General features: G+C 49.6%; 19 protein-coding genes. 6 read left to right on the forward strand and 13 right to left on the reverse strand.

Features of this window, described 5'->3' with window-relative positions:
- Positions 1–57 precede the first annotated feature (57 nt).
- Positions 58–969 (forward strand): site-specific tyrosine recombinase XerD, encoded by a 912-nt coding sequence (gene xerD, locus HGH92_RS28810; RefSeq protein WP_247655068.1) that lies wholly within the window; start codon positions 58–60, stop codon positions 967–969.
- A 71-nt stretch (positions 970–1,040) separates the two neighbouring features.
- On the opposite strand, the gene HGH92_RS28815 is transcribed toward xerD, so the two are convergent.
- A complete protein-coding gene (locus HGH92_RS28815) occupies positions 1,041–1,931 on the reverse strand; it encodes a hypothetical protein (RefSeq protein ID WP_168874269.1) in 891 nt (296 codons plus the stop codon).
- 379 nt (positions 1,932–2,310) lie between these two features.
- On the opposite strand from HGH92_RS28815, the gene HGH92_RS28820 reads away from it, so the two are divergent.
- The 5 genes from HGH92_RS28820 to HGH92_RS28840 all read left to right on the forward strand — a co-directional run bounded on the left by HGH92_RS28820 (position 2,311) and on the right by HGH92_RS28840 (position 5,890).
- Positions 2,311–2,730: a hypothetical protein gene (locus HGH92_RS28820; RefSeq protein WP_168874270.1), complete on the forward strand. Its 420-nt coding sequence runs from the start codon at positions 2,311–2,313 to the stop codon at positions 2,728–2,730.
- 9 nt (positions 2,731–2,739) lie between these two features.
- The gene (locus HGH92_RS28825) at positions 2,740–3,429 is read left to right on the forward strand and encodes a hypothetical protein (RefSeq protein WP_168874271.1); all 690 of its coding nucleotides are present in this window, start codon (positions 2,740–2,742) and stop codon (positions 3,427–3,429) included.
- Positions 3,416–4,210: a sensor histidine kinase gene (locus HGH92_RS28830; protein WP_168874272.1), complete on the forward strand. Its 795-nt coding sequence runs from the start codon at positions 3,416–3,418 to the stop codon at positions 4,208–4,210. Before HGH92_RS28825 ends, HGH92_RS28830 begins: the two co-directional genes overlap by 14 nt.
- A 133-nt stretch (positions 4,211–4,343) precedes the next feature.
- On the forward strand, positions 4,344–5,000 hold the full coding sequence (locus HGH92_RS28835; protein WP_168874273.1) for a response regulator transcription factor: 657 nt from the start codon (positions 4,344–4,346) through the stop codon (positions 4,998–5,000).
- 38 nt (positions 5,001–5,038) lie between these two features.
- The gene (locus HGH92_RS28840; RefSeq protein ID WP_168874274.1) at positions 5,039–5,890 is read left to right on the forward strand and encodes a DUF2911 domain-containing protein; all 852 of its coding nucleotides are present in this window, start codon (positions 5,039–5,041) and stop codon (positions 5,888–5,890) included.
- 84 nt (positions 5,891–5,974) lie between these two features.
- On the opposite strand, the gene HGH92_RS28845 is transcribed toward HGH92_RS28840, so the two are convergent.
- The 12 genes from HGH92_RS28845 to HGH92_RS28895 all read right to left on the reverse strand — a co-directional run bounded on the left by HGH92_RS28845 (position 5,975) and on the right by HGH92_RS28895 (position 19,158).
- Positions 5,975–7,672: a sodium:solute symporter gene (locus HGH92_RS28845; protein WP_168874275.1), complete on the reverse strand. Its 1,698-nt coding sequence runs from the start codon at positions 7,670–7,672 to the stop codon at positions 5,975–5,977.
- Positions 7,669–7,797 carry a hypothetical protein gene (locus HGH92_RS34095; RefSeq protein WP_262888820.1) on the reverse strand — a complete coding sequence of 43 codons (129 nt, stop codon included), beginning with the start codon at positions 7,795–7,797 and terminating at the stop codon, positions 7,669–7,671. Before HGH92_RS34095 ends, HGH92_RS28845 begins: the two co-directional genes overlap by 4 nt.
- Before the next feature lie 38 nt (positions 7,798–7,835).
- Positions 7,836–8,009 carry a hypothetical protein gene (locus tag HGH92_RS28850; RefSeq protein WP_168874276.1) on the reverse strand — a complete coding sequence of 58 codons (174 nt, stop codon included), beginning with the start codon at positions 8,007–8,009 and terminating at the stop codon, positions 7,836–7,838.
- Positions 8,010–8,015: 6 nt separating this feature from the next.
- Complete coding sequence (locus HGH92_RS28855; RefSeq protein WP_168874277.1) at positions 8,016–10,502, reverse strand: PIG-L family deacetylase; 2,487 nt, start codon at positions 10,500–10,502, stop codon at positions 8,016–8,018.
- Positions 10,503–10,672: 170 nt separating this feature from the next.
- Positions 10,673–12,118, reverse strand: coding sequence for a RagB/SusD family nutrient uptake outer membrane protein (locus tag HGH92_RS28860; protein ID WP_168874278.1), 1,446 nt, complete (start codon positions 12,116–12,118; stop codon positions 10,673–10,675).
- A gap of 6 nt (positions 12,119–12,124) precedes the next feature.
- A complete protein-coding gene (locus HGH92_RS28865) occupies positions 12,125–15,364 on the reverse strand; it encodes a SusC/RagA family TonB-linked outer membrane protein (protein ID WP_168874279.1) in 3,240 nt (1,079 codons plus the stop codon).
- A 219-nt stretch (positions 15,365–15,583) separates the two neighbouring features.
- Complete coding sequence (locus HGH92_RS28870) at positions 15,584–16,657, reverse strand: FecR family protein (RefSeq protein ID WP_168874280.1); 1,074 nt, start codon at positions 16,655–16,657, stop codon at positions 15,584–15,586.
- A gap of 70 nt (positions 16,658–16,727) precedes the next feature.
- Positions 16,728–17,288 (reverse strand): RNA polymerase sigma factor, encoded by a 561-nt coding sequence (locus HGH92_RS28875; protein WP_211092774.1) that lies wholly within the window; start codon positions 17,286–17,288, stop codon positions 16,728–16,730.
- Positions 17,289–17,360: 72 nt separating this feature from the next.
- Positions 17,361–17,690 (reverse strand): DMT family protein, encoded by a 330-nt coding sequence (locus tag HGH92_RS28880; protein ID WP_168874281.1) that lies wholly within the window; start codon positions 17,688–17,690, stop codon positions 17,361–17,363.
- A 10-nt stretch (positions 17,691–17,700) separates the two neighbouring features.
- Entirely contained in the window at positions 17,701–18,150 is a 450-nt protein-coding gene (locus HGH92_RS28885; RefSeq protein WP_168874282.1) for a hypothetical protein, read from the reverse strand.
- Positions 18,151–18,296: 146 nt separating this feature from the next.
- The gene (locus HGH92_RS28890; protein ID WP_211092775.1) at positions 18,297–18,689 is read right to left on the reverse strand and encodes a helix-turn-helix domain-containing protein; all 393 of its coding nucleotides are present in this window, start codon (positions 18,687–18,689) and stop codon (positions 18,297–18,299) included.
- Complete coding sequence (locus HGH92_RS28895; protein WP_168874283.1) at positions 18,652–19,158, reverse strand: hypothetical protein; 507 nt, start codon at positions 19,156–19,158, stop codon at positions 18,652–18,654. Before HGH92_RS28895 ends, HGH92_RS28890 begins: the two co-directional genes overlap by 38 nt.
- Positions 19,159–19,486 lie beyond the last annotated feature (328 nt).

Raw genomic sequence — 19,486 nt, forward strand, 5'->3', positions numbered from 1 at the left:
TGAAGGGTTGGTAGTTATAAAGACTGGTAGAATTAAAAATAGGATAAAACTTTTAACTTGCCTTCAATTATGTGGGAATCATTCCGGAAACTATTCAAAGGATATATGAAGCTGGAGCGGTCGCTGTCGGACAATTCCGTAGAGGCCTATCTGCGTGATGTAGAGAAGCTCGAGCAATATCTCCAGGCACACGGCGGCGAGAAACTGCGGCCACAGGACGTGACGCTGTCCGATCTACAAGGCTGCATACAGTGGGTGTCCAAACTGGGCATGACACCGGCCTCCCAGGCACGGACCATTTCCGGCATCAAAGCGTTTTACAAGTTCCTGCTGCTGGAAGACATGACGCAGGACGACCCGACACAACTGCTGGAAGCTCCCAAGCTGCAGCGCAAGCTGCCAGACGTGCTGAGCTTTGAAGAGATAGAAAAAATCATTGCACAGGTAGACCTCAGCACGGCCGAAGGGCACCGCAACAAAGCCATCCTCGAAACCATGTACAGCTGCGGCCTGCGTGTCAGTGAGGTCACTAATTTACAGATCACCCAGCTGCATATGGACGTAGGTTTTGTGCGGGTGGTGGGTAAGGGCAATAAAGAAAGGATGGTGCCTATCGGCCGGGACGCCATGCGGCATATTGATGTGTACCGGCGCAATGTACGTATACACCTGCCCGTTAAACACGGGGAAGAAGATACCCTGTTCCTCAACCGCCGTGGCGGGCCGCTCAGCCGTGTGATGATTTTTCTCGTGATCAAGGAACTGACCAAACTGGCAGGCATCGAAAAGAACGTGTCGCCACATACGTTCAGGCATTCTTTTGCCACGCACCTGGTGGAAGGCGGGGCCGATCTGAGGGCCGTACAACAAATGCTCGGACATGAAAGCATTTCCACCACAGAGATTTATACCCATCTGGACAGGGAATACCTGCGCGACACCCTCTCCCGTTTTCATCCCCGGTTTTAAAACAAACAGCCGCCCGAAGGCGGCTGGTACACGATAAAAAAGGGGTCAAACAAAATACTTTCCACCAGGAGTTAAAACAGCGCATTGCTCAGGTGCAATTGCTCCCGTTTCTTTCTGCTTTTTCCAGAGAGTACTTTCATATCGTTGATCCATCCCTGTATATGCCCTGATGCCCATTTGACCATAGACGAACGGTACACCAGGTTGACGCAACTGCAGGGCGGAAGGTCTTGTCTTTCCGGTGAGGCAGCATGTGATTCATTTTCCGACAACACCAGTTTGTCATTATTATATATACGGAAATACACATCCGGCCCCATATTCCGGCGTCCTTGACGGACGGGCTGTAAGGAGCCGTGGTAAAGGTCTTTCCGGGAAAAACGCAGTGTATAACGGCCATATTCATTTGTAAAAGCAGTACCGATCTTTTTGCCGGAGAGCGCATTGAATGCCTCCACCCGTAATGGTGGCTGGTCATTTCCCGTCTCCCGGCGTTGTCTGACAGTACCGGTGATCACCCAGGCGCCGGCTTCTCCCTGGATGGAGTTCCAAATGGCGGAAGGAACAACGTAGGCATAGGCCCCTATATAACCGTTAATACTGCGTTTCCAGTGTAGCACGGCTGTACACAGGTGAAAATTGCGGGGTTGCCGGATACCGGTTTTGCCGGGGAGCGTGTCCAGGCAGAGATCTAACTCCAGTGGTTCAGTAAAAAGGTGTTCCTGTTTCCACGATAGGGTGAAATTACCCTGATCGTCCAGTATAGCTTCCGCCAGCAGGCGGTCCGCTTTCATCAATACTTCTTTGGCTGACAAGGGTTGCAGGTCACTGAAAATTCCTTTGGGGTTGATGGCCGGATAACGGGTGTCCGGCAGGTAAACACGTATCCGTGCCTGCGAGAGGGGCTCGATGCAGTCGTCACAGATAAGAGCAGAGATATTTCCAATTAACAGGTAACTCATGTTTTTTAATTTTAAAGGGGGCAATGATAGAAACCCGCTGCATACTAAAAACAAACATGGTAGAAAGGCCCTAGTGCATTAATCCGATATGTGTAACAGTTAGTTCGATCCGGTTGCAGTTACAAAGATTAACAACATCAGGATGCTAAGCAAGCGTTGTAAACCTGAAAAAAATAAATGCGTATAAATACGCATTTTTAAGTGACTGTTACGCTATTTCAGTACTTCCTGTTAACCTCTTTTCAGGCACAATCCTTTTCCATGCTACATTCCCGGCCAGCAGCCGGTTTTACGGGCCGAAACGCGACTCACACAACCAATCTTGCAAACATGTAATATTGTAATAATTTTACCCCAAAACCTTAAACTACCCACAATTATGAGCGATTCTACACAAAGACCGATTCCTGCTGACGCAGGTGGTTTCATTTCCAGAGAGGAAATGGAGACATTATGTAAGAACCATGACGACGAACATGCCCAGCAGAAATCCATGGGCACGCACGTAAAGGCCATGTGTTTTGGTAAAGACAAAGTGCTGGAACTGCTGAATCAACCTGATTGTACCGCACTGAGAATTTACTATGGTCTGAAAATTGATACGGACGGTGACGGCATCAAAGAAAAGAAAATGGTGCTGGTAGCTGTTGACAGCGAAGGTAACGACATCCTTCCTCCGGCAGGCGATCCCGCTACGGGTTCCGTTGCGAAAAGCATGTCTTCAGCGCTCATTCTTGACCAGGGCCTCCCCTGCCCGACTTATTGCTCCGGCGGAGGTACCAAACCACCCACCCAATAAAGGAAAAACGTGAATCTGAATATATTCCTTGGTATATTTTACACGATGATGGGGATCGAAGCTTTGATTTTGATCCCCTTCCTGTTAAAATTCAGAACGCTGGACGCTGCCAGCAAGTGGATGTGCTACTACATCATCAGCAGCGTGGTTTTTGCTTTGGGATCTGCTATTACAGCCAATATGGGCATCAATAATATGTGGCTCTTCAGTCTGATGAACTTCCTTCAGTTTGGCATTCTTTCGTGCTTCTACTGGACTGTTATCAAGCACCCCACAGCCAAAATGATCATCACTTATCTTCCTGTACTGGTACTGATACTTTGTATTGCCGACTTCTTCAAATTTGAAGGCATTCAACATTATAACTCCATCAGTGCCGGCCTGAAATCCGCTATTATCATTGCTTATGGAGTCACCTTCTTCCTTCAGTTACTAACCGATAAGGAACTGATTGAAAACGCTATCTACATTAATACGCTGCCGGTATTCTGGTATAACTCCGGCGTCTTTATCTATTTCTGTAGTTCCTTTTTATTTTCTATCAGCTTTAACCTCATACAGGCACTGGAACCAGAAGCCACAAGATGGTCAAAAGTATCTACGGTCATCAGCGTTAGCTATATTGTTGCCATAATTACCATGTTTCTGCTGTATATTGGCCTCACAAAAACTAAACGGTTAGGGTATGCAGACAATTGATATTATTGTAATTGGTACTACAGTAATGTTAATCCTTGGAGTGATCGTGATTTTGCTCGTGATGTTCCAACAGAAACAGGTTATACAACACAAGCTACTGATCAGGGACAAAGATCTGCAACTGCAACGGGAACGACTGGTGGCTGTGTTACAGGGCCAGGAACAGGAACGCAAACGTATTGCCGAAGATCTGCACGATGAAGTAGGCGCGCAGCTGTCTGTGCTGAAACTCAGTATCGGCGGACTGATGCCGTTGCTGAAAACCGGCAACGGGGAAGCTGAAAGGCTGAAGGAAACCAAAGACTTTACGGACATTATTATACAACAACTCCGGTTCATCTCCCAAAGCCTGCACCCCCAGGCGCTGGAAAACCTTGGCCTGGCCCATGCGCTGGATTCCTTCTGCAGCCTTATGAACAAAAACAAGGCGGTAAAAATACTCTTCCGGGTAACAGACAACCCTCAGCCTGTAGACAAGGAAAAAGCACTGAACGTATACCGCGTGGTGCAGGAACTGATCAACAATATCCTGAAACATGCAGCGGCAACAGAGGTGACCATCACTTACCAGACCACCCCCTCCCTGCTGACGATCACTGTTGCAGACAACGGCAACGGGCTGCTGCTGCCTTCACTGGATGCCAACAAAAAGAAAACAGGAAGCCTGGGCCTCAAAAACATCGAGAGCCGCCTCAATATAATCGGCGGAAATATTACCTTCGCCGCGGGCGATCCAATTGGCACACTCGCTACCATTACCGTAGAAAATTATCAGGTTTAGGTACAGAATAGTGAATGGATATGTTGTTTTATTACTAAATTGCCATCCGGTTTTGTTGTACCCATATGTAACAACATGACTTCCAGTAATTTATTAACAAAAAAATAATTTATTTCTCTATAAACTGTTCACTATGGCACACATAAAAGTGGCTATTGCTGACGATCATAAGATCTTCCGCAGTGGAGTGATCAACACGCTGGTACCCTATGACAACATCCGCTTTGTATTTGAAGCGGATGATGGCCTGCACCTGTTGCAGCATATGGAACAGCAACAACCCGACGTAATTCTGATGGACCTTAAAATGCCCAACATGGACGGCATTGAGGCCACCATTAAAGTGAAGGAGAAGTACCCTGACGTGAAAGTAATTATCCTCACCATGTATGAGGACGACAACTTCATCGTTCACCTCGTGGAAAACGGCGCCAACGCCTACCTGCTGAAAAATGCAGACCCGGAAGAAATCTATGAAGCCATCTGCACGACTTATGAGAAAGGCTTCTATTTTAATGAAAACGTAAACCTGGCTTTATTAAAGAAAGTTCTACACAAAAATAAACAACAATTTAAGCCTACACTTAAAAACGAAATACAGCTCAACGACCGTGAGCAGGAAGTGCTGAAACTCATCTGCCAGGAGCTGACCACACAGGAAATATCTGAACAGATATTCCTCAGCCCACGTACTGTAGAAGGTATCCGTCAAAAGCTGCTGGAAAAACTGAACGTCAAAAACAGCGTGGGCCTGGTATTATATGCGTTCCGTAATGGACTCATCGAATAATACGCCCCTTTTCCTTTGCCACCAATTATACACTCTATATGAAAACTGTAAGGAACTTCACCGCATCAGCCGCTGCCATGCTGCTGTTATATGCCGGTGCCTCTGTAGCACAGGGTATTAAGATGCCGGCTCCGAGCCCCGGCCAGACTGTAAAACAAGACTTCGCCCTCTCCAGCGTGGAACTCAACTATTCCCGCCCCGTGAAAAAAGGCAGGGTGATCATGGGCGATATCGTTCCCTATAACAAAGTATGGAGAACAGGCGCTAACTCCCCCACCGTTATCACTTTCGGCGAAGATGTAAGCTTCGGCGGCAAACCGGTGAAAGCCGGCAAATACGGCCTGCTCACCATTCCGGGTGCACAACAGTGGACCGTTATCCTCACCAGCAGCCTGGATGTGAACAGCCCGTCGCTGTACAAACAGGAAAACGACGTAGCCCGTGTACAGGTTAAACCAGTAGCACAAGCCGCGCAGGAAAGCTTTACCATCGGTTTTGAAGATGTGAAAGAATCTTCCATGAACCTGGTGATCAGCTGGGACAAAGTAAAAGTACCTGTTGCCATCACTGCTGATATCCAGAACAAAGTGCTGGGCCAGATCGATGCTGCGATGGCTGCTCCCGGCGATAAAAAACCCTACTTCCAGTCAGCCGTTTATTACCTCGAGCACGACCTGGACATCAACAAAGCCAAAACATGGATAGATGCAGCTGCTGCCCAAAGCCCTGATGCGTTCTGGGTTTGGCATCAGAAAGCAAAAATCTACGCGAAAGCGAAAGACAAAGCTGCTGCTAAAGAAGCTGCTCTGAAATCCATAGAGCTGGCTAAAGCTGCGAAGAACGATGACTACGTAGCGCTGAACAACAAACTGCTGGCCACACTGAAATAATTTTAGTCCCGGCTATAAAATATGCGACAAAAAAATGCAGCGGATAATTTCCGCTGCATTTTTTATTCTCCCTATAGCAAAATATCAAATCGCTGTGGCCTTTTGTTTTACAAAGGGCTGTATCATGAGGGCAAATACCACAACCAGCACACATCCGATAGCATTGAGCCAGAGGAATGACACCTGTTCGGTCCCATACATAGCCAGTACAACTGCTTCCGCCGCAATGGCCCCCCAGAAAGTAGCAGTGCCTCCTACCCGTTTCAGGTAAAACGCCACCATAAAGATACCCAGCGTTACGCCGTAGAACCAGGAGCCCAGCACGTTTACCACCTCAATGAGGCTTCCCAGGCCGCTGGCAAACTGTGCTACCACAATACAAAATACGCCCCATATCAATGACCATAACTTCGACACGCGCAGGTAATGCTCCGGAGAGGCGTTACCGTTATACAGCCGTTGGTAAATATCGATCACTGTGGTAGAAGCCAGTGAGTTGAGCGCCGCCGCAATGCTCCCCCATGCTGCCAGGAAGATAATCGCGATCAACAGGCCTACCAGTCCTTTAGGCAGGTTGTTGACCACAAAATGCAGGAAGATATAGTTGGTATCGTTAGTGTCCGCAGCGGGATCGGCTTTCTTCATCAGTGAAAGCGCCTCTGCCCTGACGGCCTGGGCCTGCTCATCGGTCTGTTTCAGTACTTTTTTGGCGGTGGCCGCAGCTGCAGCGTCGTCCTGTTCCAGGGCAGCCGCCAGCTGTTTCACCTGTTGCTGCTTCTGCGTGGCCAGCTGGCCGTATTGACTTTCCAGTTGCACTAAAGCCGGTCCCTGTGCGGTATTCCGGACTCTTGCCAACTGCGCTTCGTTGAAGAAAATGGGTGCGCGGAAATAGAGATAAAACACAAACACCATCGCGCCAATCAACAAGATGAGGAACTGCATCGGCACCTTCACCAGGCCGTTCATCAGCAGGCCCATACGGCTTTCTTTTACGGACCTGGCAGTAAGGTAACGTCCTACCTGCGACTGGTCTGTCCCGAAATAGGACAAGGCAAGGAAAAAGCCGCCTATCAGGCCACTCCAGATATTGTACTTGTCCGTCCAGTTGAATTTGGTCACAATCACATTCAGCTTCTCCATTTTACCGGACACCTGCAAGGCCTGTTTAAAACCGATGTCCGCCGGCAGCAGGTGAACGACCATCCAGCCGGCGAGGAACATACCTCCGAAGATGATGGCCAGTTGCAGCGTTTGGGTATAGGCCACGGCGCGGGTACCGCCCGCCACTGTGTAAATGATCAACAGGCCGCCCATGATCATATTGGTCCAGTAGAGGTTCCAACCCAACAAGGACGACAGGATGATAGACGGGGCGCAGATACTGATCCCGGTAGACAGCCCTCTTTGTATTAAAAACAGCGAAGCCGTCAGAGTCCTGGTTTTCAGATCGAACCGTTTTTCCAGGAACTCATAGGCAGTATATACTTTCAGTTTGTGAAAGATCGGGACAAAAGTGATACACAGTACCACCATGGCCAGCGGCAGGCCGAAATAATACTGCACGAAACGCATCCCGTCAGTATAGGCCTGGCCGGGCGCCGAAATAAAGGTTATGGCACTGGCCTGTGTACCGATGATAGACAACAGCACAATATACCAGGGCATAGACTGATTGCCGAGAAAGTAGCTTTCCATACTCTGCTCTCCCCGGCTTTTCCAGACCCCGTACAATATAATGATCGCGAGAGTGGCAATCAACACCACCCAGTCTAATGAACTCATGAATATGTTTTGGTGAATAGATAGAAGAGTACGATCAGTACACCCAGCCAGGCGATCACCAGCACATACCAGTAACGCCAGGTTGGAAACAGTGGTGGCTTCTCTTCTTCCGGACCTGTAGCCATGTAGATATTTTGTTATTTAGATATTTGTTATTTCAGCATTAGTCGTCTGAACTTTTGGTCCACATGCTTCCTGTCAGCAATCCAAGGCCGATACCAATCAGCAGTCCGATGTGGACCCTCTTTATCTCAAATCCGATGAACAGTCCCAGCAGGATACACAGGATAGCTGCGATCCTTAGCCTGGGGCGGTTCTGTACGTGTTTACCAGCCATTTTGTTTTAATGTTGTTTCGCAGAAATCAGGTTCACGAACAAACGATAGGCACCCGGAACGCCTGCAGGCAACTCACGGAAAAATGCCAGCCCGGTATACACATACCTGCCTTTGCCGTATTGCGCCATGATAGTGGAGCCATCGAGCGGCGATTCGCCCTTATCGTTCATCGTAAATAATTTCTTATATGCTTTATCAATGTTTGCAGGGAAATACAAGCCTCTCTCCTGTACCCAGCCGCTGAAGTCCGCGCTGGTGATTTCATTGGGATAATGCATCACCGCATCGTCCGGCTGCAGGAAGGTCACTGCCGCGTTTTCATCTGTCACACGGTCACGGGAAAGGCTAAACGGAAATGGCCCGAGGTTGGTGGTCACCAGCGGACTGTTCACATTATACTGCACCAGCATGGTACCGCCGTTGCTGACATAGTCCATCAGGTGGCTTTGCCAGTATTTCATGCGGGGATTGGTATTGTAGGCCCTTACCCCCACGATGATGGCATCGTATTGTGACAACTGGTTACCCATGATTTCTTTCTCGCCCAGTTCTGTAACATCATATCCTACCTGGCGCAGGGAAGCTGCTACCAGATCACCGGCGCCGGGAATATACCCCAGTTTGTTGCCATTGTGTTTCAGGTCTACCGTTACCAGTCTTGCGGAAGCTTCAGGGAACAGGGTGATCAGCGGAATATGGTCATATCGGATATGCTGGATGCTCTGCGTATATTCTTTTCCGTTACAGCTCATCACTACCGTGAACGTATCTACGTGATTGGCAGAAGTGGCCGCTATCGGATGGATGGTGAACCGCAGTTCCTGTTCATCTCCTTTTTTGTCCATACGGAAAGGCTGGCTGTTTTCCTTTACAGCGAAGCCGGCAGGCAGCCGCAGCTGTACATTGCCTGTCACCCCGTCAGCGGAAGCGGTAAGCTTCACAGGCACTGTTTGCGGTTGATTGTTGGTGAAGATATATACCTGGTTGTTCAGATTGGCGACTACCGGCGGCGCTATGACCAGCGGCTCGTATAATTCGCCTTTTACCGGATCAGTGTATTTGTATTGCAGGGGGCGTTCTATCAGGAACTCCTGTCCGCCTATCTCCAGGTAAATGCGGGCCACCAGCGGAGGGATATTCTCCGGATTGCCCACCTGCAGCGGGTCCGGGATGGCGTATGTTCCCAATGGATGGGATGCTGCGAGCCAGTAAGGCTGTGATATTTTTATGTCAGCAGGAACGGTCAGTGACTGGGAAATGCTGTTGAATTTATTGTAGTCCAGCTCCCGGGCGCCGGCGGCATCCGGTTTACCAGGCAAGTCCACTTTACGCAGCTTTACAGGGAACTGTCCGCGGTTGATCAGCTGTACGGTGGCTTCCATACCGAAGCCTGGTACTACGGAAGGCGTAGCGCTATATGCTTCCGCCCACAATCCTGTGCAGGCATAGATCAGCTGTTCCGTCTCTTTCAGCTTCTGGTTGCGCCAGTAGCCGTCGGGCAGCGCCTGTACCGCCTTGCGGATGTTCAGCAGCGCAGGGACCGATGCGGCCGGATCTTCGATATTGTAATCGTGGATGGCTTTGTCTACCATTGCGCCGACGGCCGCTCCGCCGGGGATGCGTGACCAGGAGGTATTTACGCCGTCGAGCAGTTGCTGCCGGGGCGCATCTCCTTTGATGGTCATGAAGTACTCCATGCTGGAGCCTCTTCCGGCGGGAACGCCGAAGCCCTGGCTTTTGTGCTGGGAGCGGCTTTCTGCGGCTATCTCCCCATAACCCTTTCCTAAAAGGTAGTTATAGGCGCCTACGTCTATTTTGAACTGGTCTTCCGAAATGGTGTTGGCGGAACCGAAGTTAAAGGTGTTCCACAACAGGCGTGTCGTTTTCCAGGGTTTAACGTATTTGAGTTGTTCCGGATATTGTTTGGGATCGGCGGCGGCGGTAAATGCTTCTGCCGCCAGCATGGCGGAGGCGGTATGATGGCCGTGGCCGGCGCGGCTGTCGGCCGGGAAGCGGCAGATGATCACGTCCGGCTGGAATTTGCGGATCATCCATACCACGTCGCCCAGGATTTTTTTCTTGTCCCAGATAGTGAAGGTTTCAGCGGGATTTTTAGAGAAGCCGAAGTCCTGTGCCCGGGTAAAGAACTGTTCAGCACCATCGGTGCGACGGGCGGCCAGCAGCTCTTGCGTACGGATAAGCCCCAGCAGTTCGGACTGCTCGTTGCCTACCAGGTTCTGGCCACCATCACCACGGGTGAGGGACAGGTAACCGGTCCGGTACAGTTTTTCTTTGGCCAGGTAAGCCAGCAAACGGGTGTTTTCATCATCAGGATGGGCTGCCAGGTACAACACGCTGGCCAGCGTGTCCAGCTTTTTCAGTTGCAGCTTGATATCGGCAGCATTCCATACAGGCGACGGCTGTGCCATGGCAGGGACGCCGGCCGTTATCGCTATCAGTAAAGCCAGTGCAGTGCGGATTCTTAGAAACATGTAGTAAAACGTGATTTACAGGTCGCCAAAAATAGGAATAAATTTATGCGAAGGAAGGGATTATTGGTTGAACGGCGAATAAATAAAAAAGGTCCCGGTGTGTAACCGGGACCCTACAAGCAAAAACCAACCAGCTTGCAAAAACCAATTGTCAACAAAGGCGGTTTAGATTAGTTGTATCCTTCGTTTTGCTGGTGGCGTATATTCGGATTGGCATCCAGCTCCCTTTGAGGGATGGGTAAGATTATTTTTGGACCGGGCAGTGCCACGGTGATGGTTCTGTTACTAGCCAGGTATTTTACAAAGGGTGTCCCGGTGCGGGCGAGGTCAAAAAGCCGGTGTCCTTCAAAGGCAAGCTCTTTGCGCCTTTCCAGTGCGATGGCATCCAGCAGCGCTTTCCCGCCGGCTGTTACCGGTGCCGTTCCCGGATTGGCCCGCAATACGATATTGTTGAGCGCCTGCCGGGCATCTTCCTCCCTGCCAAGGCGGGCAAGGGCTTCCGCCCGGACCAGGTACAGCTCTGCAAGCCGCATCACTTTAATGCTTTCCGAAAAATTGGTGACGTCTTTATATTTCGTGATGATATTGGCAGGATTCTCCCCGCCGTTACCAGCCCGTTTATCTCTTTTCAAAAATCCCAGGCGGACATCCTTATCGTCATATATCCCTCTTACGTCGTCCGTGGCCAGTACGTCTCCGTAGCCTGCCTGGCTGAACATAAAGCTCAGTGCGTCCGTACTGCGGTTGTCAACCGGGGTATTGATGATTTCAAAGATCGTTTCGCTGTTGCCGGTCTGGTTAAAATCGCTCACTACCTTATCTGTAGCCAGCAGGCTGTATTTACTGCTGCTGATCACCTGGCTGGCGGCGGCTTCCGCACCTTCCCAGTCGCCTTTGTAAAGCAGCACCCTCGCAAGCAAGGCCCGTGCGCTGTACAGGTTGATCCGACCTGAGCTGAATGCGGTGTTCTTACTGTCGTTGAAAAGACGGATGGACTGGCTTAGGTCTTTGATGATCTGCACGTAGGTGTCTTTCACACTGCTGCGGGATGGCGACTGTACCACGTCCACATCTGTGGTGATGGCCAGTGGGATACCCATATGCATGGCGTCCGGCGTGTAGTTATATGCCTGGGCGTACAACCGGGCGATATCAAAGAACACCAGTCCGCGCACGGCGTAAGCTTCGGCCACAATCCCCACGGCTTCGGTGCTGTCTGCGGCAGATGGCGCCAGCAGCACTGAAGGGCCTTTTTGTATGATCATGTTGGCATTGGCTACCACGGCATACAGCTGGTTCCAGGTATCGGTGATGTACTGGTCGTTGGCCGTCACGATAAACTGGTCCAGATTACGGTACCTGTTACTGTTGAGAACACTGATGTATTCATTGTCACCCCGCAGGTCGGGCAACAGTAACATGGCGCGTCCGTAATAGTTTTCATTTTGCATCAGTGAATACACCCCGTTAATGGCGGCCCTGAGGCCTGCCAGGTCTTTAATGGCATGGCGTGTTTCCGTTGCTGCCGTTGGGTCCTGGTTAAGGAAATCCTTACCGCAACCGGTGATCAGTGCAGCTATCAGGACCCAGGCAATATGTTTATATCGTTGCAACATGCGTGGTTAAAAGTTAACGTCTACTCCTACAAGAAAGGTTTTGAAAATCGGTGGCCGTTGGTCATAATCGCCTGTCACAGGCACTTCCGGATCCATCGTCAATTGCCGGTCTTTTACGTACATCCAGAGGTTATTGCCCCTGAAATACACCCTTGCTTCGGTGAGCCCTGCTTTGGACAGCCATAGCTGAGGCAGGTTATAAGCCAGCAGCAGGTCTCTTAAGCGGATAAAGCTGCCGTCGTACAGAAAGCGGGAAGAGGCCTGGTTGCTGAGGCCTGTTTGGGTACCGCCAAATACCACTTTAGGAATATTGGTGATATCTCCCGGGTGCTGCCAGCGGTTTTCATAAATCCGCCGGGAGAGCTTGGAGGAAGCGCCAAAACCGCCGCTGCCGTCCGATTCCGTAAAAGAGCCCCAGTTATCGTACACTTTGTTGCCCCAGTTATAGAAGAACTGAAAGCTGAGCTCAAAACCTTTGTAGCTGAAGTGGTTGGTAATGCCTCCATAAAATTTAGGGAGCGCACTGCCCTGATTGAACCGCTGTGCTTCGCCGTATACTTTGGTCGTTGCTGTTTTATCTGCGTTGGTATACCACAGTGCTTCACCTGTCTGCGGATCTGCGCCGGCATATCCCACGAGATAAAACTGATAGAAATCACCGCCGACTTCCCGTTTGTAGATACTCGTCATCGGGTTGTCCAGTCTTGTGATCGTATTCTTTAAGGTAGAGAAGTTAAAGTCCGTGCGCCATGAAAAAGATTCCGGGCGTGTGGGCAGTACGTTACGCGAGCTGAGAGACACTTCCCAGCCACTGTTGCGCATTTCGCCATTATTGCGGAATACTGTCGTGATCCCGTTGGTGGATGATACCGGTACGTTCAGTAACAGGCGGGAGGTTACCCGGTTGTAATATTCAACGGTACCGGATATACGATTTTTCAGTACGGAGAAATCGATACCTGCGTTGAAGGGTTTGTTCTGTTCCCATGTAAGATAGGGATTGGGGTATTGTCCTAACACATACCCCGGTTTCCCATCATAATCATTAGCCGGATTGTACAGCGACAAAGAGGCATAGTTGTCAATTGCCTGGTTTCCGTTGCTGCCGTAGCTAGCACGTAATTTTAATTCATTGATGCCGGGAATATCATGCATGAAGCCTTCTTTATAGATATTCCAGGCTACGCCGACAGACCAGAAATTGGCGCCGCGTTTCTGTGCGCCAAACCGGGAAGAGGCATCCCGTCTGATGGAGCCGGAGAGATAATATTTTTGCTGATAGTCATATCCTGCGTTAAGGAATACGCCTGTCAGGGAATTAGCAGCATTGACCGAACTAATGAATTCGGGCCTGGAGGCGTCAGCGAGTTCGCTTTTGCCGGGCAGGAAATTGGTGGCAGAAGCGTTGTTACCGGTATTCCGGGTGCGCTGTGCTTCAAATCCTGCGAAAGTATTAATGCCGTGTTGGCCCCAGCGGCGCTGGTACCGCAGAATGCTGGTGGACACCCAGTTATTCCACAGATTGTTGTTGACATAAGCCCTGCCATTGGTATTTCTGCCATCACCGAAGTTAGGCGGGTAGAAAGAGTTGCTGCGGGCGTAGTTAAGATCGAGGCTTATTTTGGATTCGAGCGACAGGCCGTCGATGATGACGTATTTGGCGCCTGCGCCGGCCAGCAGCCCATAGATAGCACCGGTCCGGGTTACTTCGTTGAGTACCGCCACCGGGTTGAAACTGGTATTGTAACTAAAATCATAAGAGCCATCAGGGTTGTAGACCCTCAGCCACGGCTGTATACGGGCGAATGACCGTACCGGGTTGGCGAGCAGTCCCACATCTCCTACTGCATTGGCTTTCTGATAGGCCAACGACAGGTTGACGTTAAAGGAGAGCCGGTCTGTAGCCTGATTGCTGAGATTGAGTTTTCCGGTCATCCGCTGATAGTCTACGCCGCGAAGCGCAGATTTGGAATCATAATAACCACCGGACACATAAAAGCGGGTTTTGTCCGTACCGCCGGCAGCGGAGAGATTAGCCTGTGTGTAGCTGCCGGAACGTGTCAATAAATTCATCCAGTTGGTATTGACGGTAGTGTCTATGCCGCGGGCCTGTAATTCGCGTATAAAGCCGGCCTCGCCACTGCCGTCATTTTTATTGTACCATCCTTCGCGCAGCAATTCAATCATCTCATGGGTATTGAGCGGATAGTTGCCTTTGGGGATGGTGAGGGTATTGACGCCCTGTTGTGCGCTGACGCTGATCCGTGTGCGTCCGGGCCGGCCGGTTTTGGTGGTGATCAGTATCACCCCGTTGGCAGCGCGGGAGCCGTAGATAGAGGCTGCGGCAGCATCTTTCAGCACGGAGATGGAGGCGATATCAGCGCTGTTGATACCGGCTAGTGAATTCACATTAAAGTCGGTGAGGTCATCTGTCACTACCGGTACACCGTCCACTACATAGAGCGGGGTGCTGCCGGCAGTGATAGAGCCTATACCACGGATACGGATACTGGGTACCGATCCGGGTTGGCCGGAACCATTCGTAGATTGAAGTCCCGGGACATTTCCTTGTAAACTTTCCTGGAAGCTGCTACGGGGGGCCTTGTCATACAACGCCGAGTTAACCATAACAGCTGAACCTGTCAAAGAACCTTTTGTTTGAACGCCATAGGCCACTACCACTACTTCATTCAGTCCTCTGGCGTCGTCCTTCAGGACGATATTCAACGTCGATCTGTTACTGATCGCTACTTTCTGTTCCTCGTATCCGATAAACGAGCAAACCAGTGTGCCCGTTGGAGGGGCCATCATCCGGAACTGCCCGTCAGTGCCGGTGGTTGCGCCTTTATTGACGCCGGCAATCCGGATGCTTACCCCTGGCAGCGCGTGACCACTGATGTCGGTCACCTGACCACTGACGATGATATCCGGGATAGCTGCCTGTGCACCGGGTACGATGGCAATAAGGCCATCGGTCAGCGGTTTGTAAGTGAGCCCGGTTCCCTGCAATATATGCCGGAGGGCTTCCTCTGCTGGTTCCTCTTTCAAGTCGATTGTAACCCGGATGTGCGCGGGTATCAGATCGTTGCGATATACGAAACGATAGTTACTTTTTTTCTCAATCAACTTTAACAGGCGTGTCAGTGGCATCTGGTCTGCCTTCACCGATATTCGTTCACTTTGCCCGAACACGTGACCTGTTATATGTAGAGAGGTAATCAGAATAATAAGGGACACCAGTTTCATTAGCAGTACAACATTTTCCTTATGTATGTGCAAAAGGATGACAAAATGTATGTTTTTTTTGCATACATTTAGGTTGTTAAAGGTCAATAAAACGACGACAGTACTACATTGCCAAGTGAAGCTAACTGCCGTTTGACTTGAACAAAAGGGTAAATGTTTGCAGCATTTGCCCTTTTTTATGCCAATGGTATCTTTTCTTTTTTGCCGAACATAAACGTGCTACTGGTTGATAAATACCTCGTTGCCTTTTACCTCGCAACGGAAAGATGATGTAACCTTCAGCGCCTCCAAAATCTGAGGCAGTGATTCATTTTTGAAAGTACCGGTAAACCGGTACGCCTTCAGCTTCTTATCCGTCAGATAAACCTTCACACCAAACCAGCGTTCCATTTTCAGTGCTACGGAGCCAAAATTTTCATTGTCGAAAACCAGCACATTATCACACCAGGCAGTTTCATTGATCAGGTCGTCCTGCCCGTTCGCCTTCACTTGTTCCATGCTGTAACCCAGTGTAGGTCTGGCATTGCCGTCCTGTGTATGTCTGATAATAAATTTCTGGTTGGGCTGCAGTTGTACCCTGTGTTGCTGGTCATCTGCCGGCACTACTTCCACTGATCCGGAGATCAGGGACGTTTCTGTTTGTTCTTCGTTGGGATACGCTTTGATATTAAAAGCAGTGCCCAATACATTGACTGCCATGCGGCTGGTCTTCACCACGAACGGGTTTTCCGCATCCCTGGCCACTTTAAAGAAGGCTTCTCCGGAGAGGAACACTTCCCGCTTTTGTTGCGTGTTCATATCACGCTGGTAGGTTATGCGGCTACCACCGTTGAGCCATACCTCTGTGCCGTCCGGCAGGGTGGCACGGGAACGGGAACCGTTCCGGGTCTGGATCTCGGCTATTTCCGCCGGCACTTTATGGGTAGTTTTGCTGCTCAGGAGGAAAACACAATACCCTGCCAGTACCACGACCAATGTGGACAAAGCCACCAATACCCCTGCCCTGCTTTTCCGGTGACGGGTAATGCCCTCCGCCAGCAATTCCGTGGCCGCCAGGTCATCGCCAAGCCGGACCATGTGTTTCTCCAGGGCCAGTTCTGTTTTCTCCGTCCATCCCGGCGCAGCTACCGGTACAGGCAAATTGCCGAGCACCGACACCTGGTACCGCATCTCCGGATATTGCACCAACAACTCCTCCAGTTCGCGCAATTCAGCCATAGTGGCCTCGCCCGATACCTTTCTTCCCAGCAATAACCAAATTCTTTCCTGTTCCATGTCGTTGTTACAAAGCATGATTGTAATAAAAGGACATGCAGATTTCCAAAATCTACTATTCCCTCACTAAATTTTTTTTTACTTTTTTTTAACGGGAGAAATGAAGGTGTATCACCTCGCTGATTTTTTTCAATGCCTGCGCCATGTGCACATCAATGGTGTTCACTGAGATATCCAGTATCTGGGCCACTTCCTTGTATTTCAGGCCGTCTTCCCGGATCAGTTTAAAGATCATTTTCCTTTTAGGTGGGAGTTGATTGATGGCCGACTCAATCTTTTTGATCATTTCGCCGGATATAAATATTTGTTCCGGTGTGGCATAACCGGCGCTGACGTCCACCTCCAGTTCATCGAGGCTGAAATGTTGTGTTCTGGATGCGCGGTTCAGATAGTTCAGCGCGATATTTTTAGCAGAGACGTACAGGTATACTCTAATGTTCTGCACCTGCAGCAGCCTTTCCCTGTTTCTCCAGATATTCAGGAACACATCGGAGGCAACTTCTTCTGCCGACTCCCATGATTTAACAATGGAGAAGGCAAACTGGCTGAGTGGTTTATAGAATAAACGAAATAAGGCCTTATAGGCCTGTTCGTCGCCCAGCGACGCAATGCGCTCCACCAGCAGTTGTATATTCGCTTCCTCCCTCAATTGGATGGCCGGTTATTTTCAGGTTGATTGAGATGCAATGGCTAAAGATAATCAGGAATTGTGAAAATCCGCTTATTTTTTGAACATAAAGTACACGGCGCCGATCAGAAAGACAAAAGAGACAAGGTAGTTCCAGCGAAGCGGTTCTTTCAGAAAGAACACGGCGAAAACGCTGAAAACAGTGAGGGTGATCACTTCCTGTATTGTCTTCAGCTGAAAGCCGTTGAACCCTTCCTGGGCTCCATAGCGGTTGGCCGGCACCATGAAACAGTATTCAAAAAAAGCGATGCCCCAACTGATCAGGATCACCTTCCACAGAGCCGTGTCCTGATGTTTAAGATGCCCGTACCAGGCGAAAGTCATAAAAGTATTGGAAACAAGTAGCAGGATAACCGTGCGCATAAATGAGTGATTATTGTTTTATGTCTTCTATAATGGAACCAGGAGTGATCATTGGTAAGATGGCATGATGCAGGAAAGTTCCTCTGAAAGTGGCAAACATCACCCCCCTTGCCGTTGAAAGCGCTGTACTGTGAAGGACTTCCACAAGATCGTCCGGCATGTCCGGCTGACCGGCGGCATTGAGCCGTACCACATCCGCAAAGTTGCTCATGGTGAAGGTACAATTGAGGGCAAGGCTTCCCAGTTGCCGGGTAATGTTTTCGTTGTGCACACCGATTTTTACGGTTACCAGTACCTGGCTTTTCTCATCATCTGCTTTGCTGGTGATATGGATATCAAAATGAAAGTTCTCAAACGGGGGATGGTCCCCTGGATAATGCAGGGAACTGTCCAGCAGGTCTATGGCCAGAAGGACGAGGTGTTGCGGCCCTGCTTTTGCCGGTGATGATCGTTTAGTCATGAGCGTAAATTGGCAATAAATTCGGATTTGGATATAGCAGTTCCTTCGTTACGGGCAGCTATGGGTATCTTGTATCTGGTCCCACAGGTATTTCCTGAACCGGAACTACGCGGCTGCAAATCCTGCATCGGCAACAACAAGGCTTGTCAGCGCACGTTTGTGGCCGGCGAAAATGAAGCATGGTTTTCTGGAATATTTCCGGAGCTGACTGTTAGCCTTACATCCCTCACGGTCCGCGGTGGCGCGGGCGTAAAGAATGTCACGACCGGCACTTCCAGCGCGATGGCTATTTCAGACAGCGTATCAATGGTAAAATTATGTGTTCCGCTTAACCAGCGGGAAATTTCAGAGGGGTTTTTGCCCATCCGGGCGGCCAGTTCCTTGTTGGACATACGTTTGCCGTCCATGACTGCGGCAATGCGGCCGGCCAGCACAAAACGTGTTTCCACCTGCAGGCTTTCCAGCGGTGTGATGCTGGCCATCACATCGGCAATAATTTTACTACTGTATTTCCTGGCGCCCTGATGTCTGTTTTCCATCTGATCTATATATTAAGTTTCCCCATAGCCGGGCTTCCTGCTCCGACCAATAAATATCCCCTGTCCGGATTTTATGGCTGATGTCGCGGGCAATCCAGGTCAACAGCTTTTCAGGGATGACCACTCCGCTTCTTCTTCCTGTTCTTGGCGTACCACCACCAATGATCAGTGCCGCCGTTCCCACCCGGTAACAATACAGCCGGAGCTTTTTCTCCGGATGGTCAAACAAAGCACAGACCCCGTCGGCAGGCCTGCCCCGTTTTACTTTAAAAAACCTGTTATGCATGCCGTAGCGGTTGCCAATATAAGAAAGATACTGGGTAATGCTTCTTATTTCTGTGGCATGCTCGCGTACATGCGCTTTAACAAAATGATCGAACAACGTCAGATTGTCGTCAGCTATCATTACAGAATAGATACCGGCCCGCTTGCCGGAGAACTGCTGCAGTTCAATAATTTCGTAATTCACGTAGATCAGTTGGGTTTAACGATGTCAGATAATGGTTGATATGGTGACAATTATTTACCTAAATAACTTAAAACACAATTTTATCCATCCGGCCCAACTCCGAAGTTTTGAAGAAAGAGCCGTTTCCGGCTCTTTTTCTGGGGCTTTAACAAACGACATGGATAAAATAAAAAATTCACTCAAATACAAATACAGGATCAAATGTAGGAAAGTTTTTCAAACTGAAAAAATATTTATTGATTTATAAATCATTTTTTAAGTTTTAATATATCAATTTCTATCAGTTAATATACTTATAACGCAATAATATCTTAAAAAGCCCTCACTT

Origin of the sequence: Chitinophaga varians, from assembly GCF_012641275.1 — a bacterium.
GTDB lineage: Bacteria > Bacteroidota > Bacteroidia > Chitinophagales > Chitinophagaceae > Chitinophaga > Chitinophaga varians_A.

Excerpts from the sequence above, each read along its gene's own strand:
- HGH92_RS28840 (WP_168874274.1), top strand. The coding sequence starts at position 5,039 with ATGAAAACTGTAAGGAACTTCACCGCATCAGCCGCTGCCATGCTGCTG.
- HGH92_RS28845 (WP_168874275.1), bottom strand. The coding sequence starts at position 7,672 with ATGAGTTCATTAGACTGGGTGGTGTTGATTGCCACTCTCGCGATCATT.
- HGH92_RS28835 (WP_168874273.1), top strand. The coding sequence starts at position 4,344 with ATGGCACACATAAAAGTGGCTATTGCTGACGATCATAAGATCTTCCGC.
- HGH92_RS28830 (WP_168874272.1), top strand. The coding sequence starts at position 3,416 with ATGCAGACAATTGATATTATTGTAATTGGTACTACAGTAATGTTAATC.
- HGH92_RS28860 (WP_168874278.1), bottom strand. The coding sequence starts at position 12,118 with ATGTTGCAACGATATAAACATATTGCCTGGGTCCTGATAGCTGCACTG.
- HGH92_RS28880 (WP_168874281.1), bottom strand. The coding sequence starts at position 17,690 with ATGCGCACGGTTATCCTGCTACTTGTTTCCAATACTTTTATGACTTTC.
- HGH92_RS28815 (WP_168874269.1), bottom strand. The coding sequence starts at position 1,931 with ATGAGTTACCTGTTAATTGGAAATATCTCTGCTCTTATCTGTGACGAC.
- HGH92_RS28870 (WP_168874280.1), bottom strand. The coding sequence starts at position 16,657 with ATGCTTTGTAACAACGACATGGAACAGGAAAGAATTTGGTTATTGCTG.
- HGH92_RS34095 (WP_262888820.1), bottom strand. The coding sequence starts at position 7,797 with ATGGCTACAGGTCCGGAAGAAGAGAAGCCACCACTGTTTCCAACCTGG.
- HGH92_RS28850 (WP_168874276.1), bottom strand. The coding sequence starts at position 8,009 with ATGGCTGGTAAACACGTACAGAACCGCCCCAGGCTAAGGATCGCAGCT.
- HGH92_RS28890 (WP_211092775.1), bottom strand. The coding sequence starts at position 18,689 with ATGGAAAACAGACATCAGGGCGCCAGGAAATACAGTAGTAAAATTATT.
- HGH92_RS28865 (WP_168874279.1), bottom strand. The coding sequence starts at position 15,364 with ATGAAACTGGTGTCCCTTATTATTCTGATTACCTCTCTACATATAACA.
- HGH92_RS28885 (WP_168874282.1), bottom strand. The coding sequence starts at position 18,150 with ATGACTAAACGATCATCACCGGCAAAAGCAGGGCCGCAACACCTCGTC.
- HGH92_RS28855 (WP_168874277.1), bottom strand. The coding sequence starts at position 10,502 with ATGTTTCTAAGAATCCGCACTGCACTGGCTTTACTGATAGCGATAACG.
- HGH92_RS28820 (WP_168874270.1), top strand. The coding sequence starts at position 2,311 with ATGAGCGATTCTACACAAAGACCGATTCCTGCTGACGCAGGTGGTTTC.